Origin of the sequence: Acinetobacter sp. YH12100, from assembly GCF_013419135.1 — a bacterium.
Classification (GTDB): Bacteria; Pseudomonadota; Gammaproteobacteria; order Pseudomonadales; family Moraxellaceae; genus Acinetobacter; species Acinetobacter pseudolwoffii.
Genome location: NZ_VPAQ01000004.1, coordinates 172,405 through 183,250, shown reverse-complemented (window position 1 = coordinate 183,250; position 10,846 = coordinate 172,405). Strand labels below are relative to the sequence as shown.

9 protein-coding genes are annotated in these 10,846 nt (G+C 41.9%); 4 read left to right on the top strand and 5 right to left on the bottom strand.

The window, feature by feature from the left end; genetic code table 11:
• The first annotated feature begins 780 nt into the window (after nt 1-780).
• The gene (locus tag FTU40_RS04795) at nt 781-1,950 is read left to right on the top strand and encodes an MFS transporter (protein ID WP_180040006.1); all 1,170 of its coding nucleotides are present in this window, start codon (nt 781-783) and stop codon (nt 1,948-1,950) included.
• Nucleotides 1,951-1,969: 19 nt separating this feature from the next.
• Here FTU40_RS04795 and FTU40_RS04790 read toward each other — a convergent pair whose 3' ends face one another.
• Nucleotides 1,970-3,460, bottom strand: coding sequence for an amidase (locus FTU40_RS04790; RefSeq protein ID WP_159515793.1), 1,491 nt, complete (start codon nt 3,458-3,460; stop codon nt 1,970-1,972).
• A 48-nt stretch (nt 3,461-3,508) separates the two neighbouring features.
• On the bottom strand, nt 3,509-4,939 hold the full coding sequence (locus FTU40_RS04785; protein ID WP_074382822.1) for a diguanylate cyclase: 1,431 nt from the start codon (nt 4,937-4,939) through the stop codon (nt 3,509-3,511).
• Nucleotides 4,940-5,253: 314 nt separating this feature from the next.
• Here FTU40_RS04785 and FTU40_RS04780 point away from each other — a divergent pair, with 314 nt between their 5' ends.
• On the top strand, nt 5,254-5,697 hold the full coding sequence (locus FTU40_RS04780) for a hypothetical protein (RefSeq protein ID WP_171248492.1): 444 nt from the start codon (nt 5,254-5,256) through the stop codon (nt 5,695-5,697).
• 55 nt (nt 5,698-5,752) lie between these two features.
• Here FTU40_RS04780 and accC read toward each other — a convergent pair whose 3' ends face one another.
• From accC to aroQ, 3 genes are read right to left on the bottom strand one after another with little or no spacing between them, the layout of a single operon-like run.
• A complete protein-coding gene (accC, locus tag FTU40_RS04775) occupies nt 5,753-7,117 on the bottom strand; it encodes an acetyl-CoA carboxylase biotin carboxylase subunit (RefSeq protein ID WP_180040004.1) in 1,365 nt (454 codons plus the stop codon).
• A gap of 18 nt (nt 7,118-7,135) precedes the next feature.
• Nucleotides 7,136-7,552 (bottom strand): acetyl-CoA carboxylase biotin carboxyl carrier protein, encoded by a 417-nt coding sequence (gene accB, locus FTU40_RS04770; protein ID WP_005096830.1) that lies wholly within the window; start codon nt 7,550-7,552, stop codon nt 7,136-7,138.
• 16 nt (nt 7,553-7,568) lie between these two features.
• Nucleotides 7,569-8,024, bottom strand: a complete 456-nt coding sequence (aroQ, locus tag FTU40_RS04765; RefSeq protein WP_180040002.1) for a type II 3-dehydroquinate dehydratase — start codon at nt 8,022-8,024, stop codon at nt 7,569-7,571.
• A gap of 914 nt (nt 8,025-8,938) precedes the next feature.
• On the opposite strand from aroQ, the gene ybaK reads away from it, so the two are divergent.
• On the top strand, nt 8,939-9,406 hold the full coding sequence (gene ybaK / locus FTU40_RS04760) for a Cys-tRNA(Pro) deacylase (RefSeq protein WP_180040000.1): 468 nt from the start codon (nt 8,939-8,941) through the stop codon (nt 9,404-9,406).
• Between the two features lie 172 nt (nt 9,407-9,578).
• Nucleotides 9,579-10,832, top strand: a complete 1,254-nt coding sequence (locus tag FTU40_RS04755) for a YncE family protein (protein ID WP_180039998.1) — start codon at nt 9,579-9,581, stop codon at nt 10,830-10,832.
• Nucleotides 10,833-10,846: the final 14 nt, after the last annotated feature.

Here is a 10,846-nt window from a genome sequence, read left to right as displayed (position 1 = left end):
GACTGGCAGTACTTTTATAATCATGAACGACCTCATATGTCAGTAAATGGTTGTCCACCTATTTTTAAACAATAACAAGGCTTTAGATTTTCTACCCATTAATTCAATTAAAAATGGGGGTATTACCATTCGACCTGCCTAAAATGGCATATTAAAAGCACTTACAATGAGATGATTTAGAGATGCGAGTGTAGCGATATGTAGGATTTCGAGATTTATATCTTATTCATATTTCGGCATATTTTTGAATTATGGTGCAGGTAGATGATTTGTCTACTAAAGTGCGAAGTCAATGGAATTATCGGATATTGCTTCGATACCTAAACTCCACAATGAGTATTTTAGTTCTAAAAATAGGCCTCTTAAATAGAGGATTGAAGATTTTAAATCAGTGGCTTAGCTATTTGGAGAGAAGATTTAAAGCGTGTTTTTATTTCAAAAGTATTCAATATTCCCGTAACTTTGCTTTATTAAGTATCAAAGGTGAATTGAAATAACTCCTTCTTAAAAATATTCCCATTTTTATCCGAGGTTGCTCTATAAAAATAGATTCATGTTTTACGCATTGTAAATGCCTTTCAATATTGATTTTTTACTTTAGCCACATTTAGCCATAAACTTACGAAAATTTCGTGCCTTAGGGTGCACTCTACAAATTTTTTTAAAATATATTTTCTGTGGATTTGTAGACCTTTGAACAGCAAGTAAGGGCAATTCAATGCAATATGACGCAACTATTAGTATTTATAAGCCATTGAAGATGCAAGGGAATACAATTTAATGCAAGCACTTGCAATCAGTACCAGACTGGGAGGATTCTATTTTTTCTACTATGCGATTGTGGGCGCATTCATGCCGTTCTGGAGTCTGTATCTGGAAGATCAAGGCTTTAACTATCAGGAAATCGGTATTTTATCTTCTATTGCGATTCTCACTCGGTTTTTTGCGCCTTTTATTTGGGGCTGGATTGCAGATAAATCTGGTAAGCGCATGTTGCTGGTACGGATTGCCACCTGGATGGAAGCCTGTATCTGGTTGATGATGTTTATCATTCCTAACAGCTTTCAGTCAGTGGCTTTACTGATGCTGATTTTCAGCTTTTTTCAAAATGCGATTTTGGCACAATTTGAAGGCGTGACTCTATTCTGGCTCGGGGAAAAAAGAGCAGAACTTTATGGAAAAGTCCGGAAATGGGGTTCGGTTGGATTTATTATCGGTGTATTCGGCTTGGGCGCCATCTTTGAAATTATCAGCATTAGCATGCTTCCAGTTTTATTGCTGTGTATTTCATTTCTGGCTTTTCTCTGGTCTTTTAGCATTAAAGAACCTACGGCGGCGCCTACTACACAGAAAAAGCTGGAAGCCCTCTGGCCGATTTTCAAGCGCCCGGTTGTATACAGTTTTTTTCTGATTGAACTGATCATGCTGTTTTCACATGCGCCGTTTTATAGTTTTTATAGTAATTATCTTAGTCAGGCGGGATTTAGTAGCAGTCAGATCGGATTGCTTTGGTCCATTGGGGTTATTGCCGAAATTATTATGTTTGCTTATGCTACCTTCTTTCTGACACGCTGGTCATGGCGTCATTTGGTGATACTTTGCCTGTTGATGACTGGCTTAAGATGGCTGATTGTAGGCGTATTTCCATCTGCATTTGTGGCACAATTTTTTGCCCAAACGATTCATGCCTTGAGTTTTGGTTTATTTCACATGATCGCCATGCGGGTTATTTTCCAGAACTTCTCTGCTGCACAGCAAGGCCGTGGACAGGCTTTATATAGCACCATGTGGGGCTTAGGCGTAGCAAGTGGCAGCATTCTGGCCGGCTATTATTGGGATAAAATTGGCGGAGAAACCATCTTTATGTTTGCCGCCGCATCGACTTTGTTTGGTTTGTTATTGATTTTTGGGTTGCCCAATACAGTTGAGCAATCAAAGATATCTTCATGATGTCTCTGATGCTTAAAATTTAGATCCGAATTTTGGCGTACTGATGAACCCAAGGCTGTGCCTGTTCCAGTTGAGCAGCTAATTGCAATAGCAGGTCTTCACGGGCAAAGGGTGCAATAAACTGCGAACCGAGCGGCAGGTTTTGTTCATTCCAGTACAACGGCACTGACATGGCTGGAAGCCCGGTAATATTGGCAAGTTGAGTAAAAGGTACCCATTTCAGGTTTTCTTTGACAATCTGATCGACCAGTTTACCTTGTGCCAGCAGATGGGCCTTACCTACACCCAATAAAGCCTTTAAAATTGGCTTCTGCCATGCAGGTGTTTTGACTTCGCCATTTTTCGGTGCGACGGTTGCGGTTGCAGGCGTCAGATACAGATCATAATCATCAAAGAAATGATTCATCTGGGTCACGTACTGGCCCCAGTTATTCAGGTTCTGGATATAATCAAGTGCGCTGGTTTTAGCTCCAAAAGCCGCCAGTGCTAAAGAGTCCAGTTCAAAATCCTTCGCTTTAGACGGGTAGCCTTTCTGGATTTCATCCAGCATAAATGAAAACTGGCTAAACCAGGTGGTAATAAAATCCTTGGCCAGTTGCATGCCATCGATGGCCGGACGGTCTTCAACCACCTCATGTCCCAAAGATTCCAGCAGTTTGGCCGTCTGTTCGATGGCTTTCACAGCATCCGGAGAGACAGGCGTGCCAATGGTAGAATGGGGATTAAAGGCAATTTTCAGTTTTTTCGGTGGTTGCTGAATCACATCCAGATAATGATGCTGTGGACGCTGAATCTTAAATAGCGAGCTGTGATCTTCACCATGCGTGGCATCCAGCATTGCAGCACTGTCCCGCACTGTTTTAGTCAGGACATGCTGAATCGCTGCACCATGCATGGCCTCACTCATTTGCGGCCCCCAGGGGGTACGGCCACGACTTGGTTTTAGACCAAACAGCCCGCAATATGAAGCGGGGATACGTATCGAACCGCCGCCATCGCCTGCACCCGCAATTGGTACAATGCCGGCAGCCACAGCAGAAGCCGAGCCACCCGATGAGCCGCCGCTATTATGTTGTAAATTCCATGGATTTTTACAGCTACCCCAGGCATCTGGTTCGGTAATCCCTTTAATGCCAAATTCAGGCGTATTGGTACGGCCAAAAGTGACAATTCCAGCTTTTTCCCAACGATTGACAATCTCGGCATTGGTTTCGGCAATATAACCGATCCGTTTTAAGCCCTGACAGCCATAAGAGGTTGGATAACCTGCATATTCCTGAAACAGGTCTTTGACCAGAAAAGGCACACCGGCAAAAGGTCCGGATAAATTCTGCTGGGTCCGTTTTAATGCATGCTCATGCATGGGAATAATAATAGCATTCAGTTCGGGATTGGCAATTGAGCTACGCTCTAAGGCAGCGGATAAAAGTTCACTGGAATGTACCTGTTTATTGGCGACCAGTTCAGCCAATCCTAAACCGTCATATTGTAGATATTCTTCTAATTTCATTGCCATTCCCTAGCGTTAATGCTGTTCAAGGTTGTAGATGATTTTAGTTTAAGATGCAAGCACCACCTGATTACGTCCACGATGTTTGGCCTGATATAAGGCCTGATCTGCAATATTGATCAGGTTTTGCAGGTCTTGTGATTGTGGTTCATTTTGATGGGTAATCCCTACACTCACGGTAATGTAGAGGTCTGAACCATCTGATTGATGCATCGGGGTTTTTTCTACACGTTTACGTATGCGTTCTGCAATATCCTGAGCTTCAAAAGGCTCGGTGTTCCAGAGTAACAGCACAAATTCTTCGCCACCAATCCGTGCAAACAGATCTTGAGCACGCAAATTGTTACGTACAATCTGCGCAAAGTGTTGTAAGACTTTATCACCGACATGATGGCCAAAATGATCGTTCAAGCGTTTGAAATAATCGATATCCAGCATGATGACTGAAAATTCCATCGTCTTGGCATATTGCAGTAAATATTCACCCTTCTGAAAGAAAAAATGACGATTCATGGTACGCGTTAGACTGTCGTGATTGGCCAGATACAAGACCCGTTTAAACAGCTCATTGCGGTTTTGGCTGATAATACACAGTATGAGCGGAGATAAGGCCAGCATAAACAGCCCGATCCGGAGCGAAATATAAATCGTAGAGTCTGCCAGGATGGTGTGATTGGTGGCATAAAACTGGGTCAGGCTGTAATAGGTCAGGATAATCACAAAGGCATTGATGATGGTCATGGTAAACAGGCGATAGGTCAATGCAGCCCAAATCAGTGCAGCCAGAGGGTAGAGCATTGCGCCGGGGCCTGCAAAAATATTGGTAATGATGATACAGGCCACGACTGAAGATGCAGGTAAAAAATAGCTGAAGTAATTACGTTTTTGGCGACGGTTTTTAAATAAGTACTGCATGTCTTTTATTCTTGGGAATGCCAAGATTAAAGGGAGAAACACAATATAATTCACCATTTCACCGGTCCACCACAGACCAAAATCAATCCATAAATTTTCTTTGGTCATGAATGAATTGGGTAGATTCGGCAAGGTGAGAACTGCAAAAGCCGCACTGGCCAGACAGCCGGCAAAAGCGAAGATGCCAAATAAATGAACGAAGGTATAACCGGTATTATAGTATTTGTAATTAATCTTGAAATATCGAATAAAGAATATCGAAACAATAGTGCTGATCAGATTAGACAGGGTAAGAAACAGGCTTTGTAATAGGCTGTTTCCGGTGACCAGATCTGCAAACATAAAAGCACTGAATGCACCAAGCCAACCTCCCATATTGTTTAAATGTGGAAAGCGTAAGAACAGGGCTAACAAGGCAGCATTGGCCGGCCACAATAAGGCCAGGTACTCAATCGGTCTGGTTGCGATCCCAATAAAACAACAGACTAAAACAGCGAAAACACTGACAAAATAAGCATAGGTTTCATGATTTAACTGTTGTTCTGTTATTCGAGCTAATTGCAAATTTAAAATCCTATTCAAATTTCTAAGTGTGAATGATCACTTTGTTCAGTAACTAAGTTTGACCCAAAATATAATTTTATTGTTTGATTAATCTGTTATTAATACGAACTATTAAGATTCTTATATACGAAATATATACAAAAAAAGTCAGAAAAGAAATCCATGTTTTTAAACAATGTGATAAATAATTTCTGACTCTGTATTGAAATTGCGTTAGAGCGGGACACGATCCCAAAAAATATGATAATTTAGAATCAATTGTTAACAAGATGCCGGTAAATATGAAAAAAATATGTCTTAGCCTTATCTTACTCATGAGCTCACCTTGGCTAATGGCGACAGAAAATAAAAAACCAGCGAATGTTCCTGCTAAAGCTGCTGAAATCCCAAATACATTTACCGTGAAAACCCGTCCGGAAATTGTCGGATTGTGGGGAATGGAAATCCCGAATAATAAAAAATGTATCGAATATTATAATTTTAAAGGCAATAATAATGTGGTGATTAAAAGTGGCGATGAGTGGACGTCAGGGCTGTATGACTATCAGCCGGCACAGGATCCTTCGCAGCAGATTCCAGCGCTAATTCTGCAAGTAAAATATGACAATAATGAAAAAGACTGTTCAGGCAATCAGATGGATCAGTCTGGTGAAATTTCGCAGTATTTTGTGAAATGGCAAAACCCTTATACTATTAACTTCTGCGCCAATGAAAAAGCCGAGCAATGTTTTGCCGTGCTCAGACGCGTATTGCCTTAAATTGCAAATAATAAAAAAACCGCTGAATGACAGCGGTTTTTTTATGAGCTTTGATTTAAGCTTTGTCTTCAGCGCTTTCAAGCTGCTTTAACAAATGTTTTTCCAGATAATGAATATCCATTGCCTGTTTGCAGAAATTTTTATCCTGAAGGATTAAATCTTTGTGCAAAGGAATATTGGTTTTAACGCCAGTCAAAATCATTTCTTCCAAGGCATTTCTCATGCGAGAAATAGACGTCTCACGGTCCTTGCCATGCGAAATCAGTTTGGCGATCATCGAGTCATAATACGGCGGAATGCTATAGCCTGGGTAGATGTGCGAGTCTAAGCGGATACCTGCGCCGCCTGGTGCATAGAAGCTCTCAATCTTGCCGGGTGAAGGCAAGAAGGTTGATGGATCTTCTGCGTTAATACGGCATTCAATCGCATGTCCTAAAACCTTGACATCTTCTTGCTGAATATCGAGACCTAAGCCACCAGCAATACGCAATTGCTGTTCGATAATATCAATACCGGTCACCATTTCAGTTACCGGATGTTCAACCTGAACACGCGTATTCATTTCAATGAAGAAGAATCCATCATCTTCAAACAGGAATTCGAATGTACCTGCACCACGATATTGCATCAATTTACAGGCATTGACACAGGCTTCTAGAATATCGGCACGTGCTTGCTCTGGTAAGTTCGGTGCTGGCGCTTCTTCCAGTACTTTTTGATGGCGACGCTGTAGCGAGCAGTCACGATCATAGAGATGAATCGCATGACCATTACCATCAGCCAGTACCTGTACTTCAACGTGACGTGGTTTTTGCAGGAAACGCTCCATATAGACCGTATCATCACCAAACCACATTTCCGCATCACGCTGTGCAGCCTGAACAGATTCCAGCAGGGTATCGACATTTTCGACGATACGCATACCACGACCACCACCACCAGAAGCAGCTTTGACAATCAGCGGGAAACCGATCTCTTTCGCTTCAGCGAGTGCATTGTGAATGGTTACGGCATGGTCGCAGCCCGGTACAGTTGGTACACCCGCTTTTTTCATGGCAATAATGGCAGAAACCTTGTTCCCCATTAAGCGAATATGTTCTGGACGTGGACCGATAAAGATAAAACCAGAATTTTCTACGATTTCTGCAAATTCAGCATTTTCAGCGAGAAAACCATAACCAGGATGGATGGCATCTGCGCCAGTAATTTCAGCAGCTGTAATAATCGCAGGAATATTCAGATAGCTGTCACTGCTCGCACCCGGACCGATACACACGGCTTCATCACAGAAACGCAAATGCATCAGGTCTTTGTCTGCGTCAGAATAGACACCTACGGTTTTGATCCCTAAAGTTCTGCAAGCCCGGGTGATGCGTAAAGCAATTTCACCACGGTTTGCAATTAAAACTTTTTGCAACATTATAAATCCCCGGGGTGATTAAGCGCGGTAGCGGAAAAGTGGTTGGCCGAATTGAATCACTTCACCATTTTTCACTAGAATTTCTTCGATCACACCACTTTGAGTTGCTTCAATCGGGTTCATGATTTTCATGGCTTCGATAATACCTAAGGTATCACCCGCAGAAACGGTTTGACCCACTTTGACAAATGTCGCTTCGCCTGGGCTTGGTGCAGAGTAAAACACCCCAACCATTGGAGAGGTTTCAACAGCACCGCGCGGAGACTTCGCCGCAGGTACTTCAGCTGCAGGTGCAGGCATTGCAGGAACAGCCGCTGCAACCACTGGATTACGACGAGTTAATGCAATCGATTGATCGCCTTCTTTAACTTCGATCGCCTGTAAGTCAGATTCAATCATCAAGTCGATGAGTTTCTTGATTTTACGGATATCCATGAGACAGTATTCCTAATTAAGATTTTGTAGAAGATTGTATTTTTTCAATGACATAGTCGAGCGCAGCAGCATAGCCTTTTGCACCCAGACCACAGATCACGCCGATGGCTTTATCGGACAAGTACGAATGATGTCGAAATGCCTCGCGTGCATGGACGTTTGACAAATGGACTTCAATAAAAGGAATGGCGACACCAAGCAGGGCATCGCGAATCGCAACAGAGCTATGTGTCAATGCTGCCGGATTGATAATTATATATTGCACGCCGTCGAGTTGGGCTTGATGAATTCGGTCAACGATTGCGCCTTCCCAGTTGCTTTGGAAGGTATCGAGCTGTAATGTGGCCTGTTGAGCCTGAGCAGTCAGTTGCTGATTAATATCGCCAAGCGTAAGATGACCATAAACTTCTGGTTCGCGCTTTCCAAGCAAATTTAAATTCGGTCCATGAATAACCAAAATGGTCGAACTCATCCAGCATGCTCCAATTAAAAAGTATCGAGGTTTGTTTGCAAGATAGCTGCAAACTCTGCTTATTATTGCATGATTTTCTACATGACTATTTATAATTTCTTTGAATTGACGTAGAAAGCATATCCTAAACAGTGGCGCTATAATGAAAACTTTGCAGAGATTTGGCAATGTTAAAAAATTACAATTCGCAGGGTATTCAGATTGTTTTCATTGTAAACCCAATTGGCAAAAACAGTTAATATCCTTTATGTAACTGTATCTTCATGTTAAGGATCAGCTCTGCTGTTTGATCATATTTTAATCTTGCAAAAATTCATGTCTGGCCTAAACGATTAGGACATTCAATCGAGAGATCCTTGACTTGCGTGAGAGGATGACTAGCCTAACTTTGCCTTTAACCGTGCTTCCCTTAATGTCAAAATCTCATCTTGAAAAGATGGAGAAATACTTAAAAAGGCAAGATAAGACAATATGTTAATAAGCTTATTTTAATATTTTAGTCTGTGTTTTTATATGCATTTTATTACAAAATACCAGATAAAAATGAGTTACTTCAATTTAGAGATCAGTTTTATGTTCTGTTTCTAAATTTATAAAGCTGACTAAGAAACAGACATCGAATTTAAAGAGATTTATAGCGAAGGGTTTGGAAAAATTTAGATTGTCGCTATCTTGATGAAATGACGAATATGTTCATTTCAAAGCATTCTAAATCGCTAGGCACAGGCGCATCTGATATCTAGATAGTGGCAAAAACGCATATCTTTGTTGGTATTTTGCACGTCACTCTCTTTGTAAAAAATCTCAGAAACAGCTTGTAGTCATGCATATGGAGCAGAGGTATGGGGCAAAAACATTAACTTCTTGAGCGAATATTTATATACTAAGGCGATCAGACTTGAGCCAGAAGTATTATGACACCTGCATGTAAACTCTTAAAAACTCAAAAAATTGAATATAGTATTCATGAATATGAACATGATGCCAATGCGAAAAGCTTTGGTTTAGAGGCTGCAGAAAAATTAGGATTACAAGTCGAAGAAGTTTTTAAAACGCTATTGGTAACGGATGAAAAACAGTATTTTGTTGCCGTATTGCCGGTACATCATCAACTTAATCTAAAAAAAGTAGCGGCAGCTTGTGGTTGTAAAAAACTGCAAATGGCAGATCCGAAACATGCAGAACGTTTAACCGGTTATCTGGTCGGTGGAATCAGTCCAGTCGGACAAAAGAAGCGTTTAAAAACAGTCATTGATGTATCGGCAGAAAAGCTCAATAAAATATATGTGAGTGGCGGTAAAAGAGGCTTGGATATCGGACTGAAACCGGCTGATCTTGCCAAAGTGCTGAATGCACAGTTTGTCGATGTGCTGGATGTATAAGGTCAAATTCCCCTGAAGATTTATATGAATAGCGTTTGAAGTGATCTTTTTTTGGTCGGAAAAATCAGCAAATCATTTTATACCTTTGTATATTAGGTCACGAATAAGCACAGCGGAAATGTGCGCAATAAAGAATTAAAAATAATAAAAATGATTATGCGGAGCATAAAGGATGAAAGTTCAAAATAAAAAATGGCCACGATTCTGTCTGACCTTATCTGCAATGGCGATGCTGTCTGCGTTTCCGAGTGTACAGGCCGCTTCTGCGCCTTCAGCAGCACCTGCCAATTCACAGCAGGTTTTCTTTGTCGGAAACAACTGGGATGGTACGGTAACCGTGATTCGGCCATCGGGTGATTTTGGCAAAATAGGCGTCATTAACATGATTCCTGACCGGAAAGAGCGCCTTAAAGAAATTCACCTGAATCCAATCAAACTGATTGCCTATACCTATATTCAGGCCACAGCGGGTGAAGGTAATGATCAGTTGGTCGATGATATGTACTCGACGCCAGATGGTCAGTCCATCGTGGCATCGCGTCCAAGTTTCGCCGATGTGGTCTCTATTAATATCAAAACAGGCAAGATGAACTGGCGTACACCGGTTGAAGGTTTTCGTGCCGATCACATGGCGGTTTCGCCAGATGGTCAACGCGTGGCGGTGTCAGCATCTTCAGGCAATGTGGTACATGTCCTGGATATTCACACTGGCAAAGAGTTAGGGCGTTTTGCTACGGGTGATAAACCACATGAAAATATCTACTTCGATGATGGTAACAAGATCCTGAACTCCGCGATTGGCAATGTTGAAACGTCAATGGATGCACAGTGGCAGGATTTCACCAAAGGAAAACGCTACATTAGCATCGCGGATGCCAATACCCATCAAGTGCTGAGAAAAATTGATTTCAGACCTGCACTCGATGCATTTGGTCGCAAGGATTTATCCAATTCAGTTCGCCCAATGGTATTTAGCAAGGATGAAACGAAACTTTATGCCCAGGTTTCATTTTTTAATGGTCTGATTGAGTACGATCTGAATCAGAACAAGATTAGCCGGATCGGACAGCTCCCTGATAGTGATAGTATCCCGAAAGACCGGACAAAATGGGTCAATGATTCGCGTCATCATGGTTTGTCAATCAGTGCTGATGGTGAAAAGCTCTGTGTTGCAGGAACCATGGATGATTATGCCACGATTGTAAATCGTAAGACGCTGACTGCCGGCAAACTGATTCCTGCCGGTAAACCCTATTGGGCAACTCGTAGTCCAGATGGTAAAAGCTGTGTGATTTCCGAAAGTGAAACCGATGTGGTGACCGTGATTGATTTTTCCACAGGGGATAAAGTGCTCAGTGTGCCAGTTGGGAATCATCCACAACGCGTCCGGATCGGCTATGTACCAATAGACTGGTCAACGCCGTAGTCGAGCAACGATAC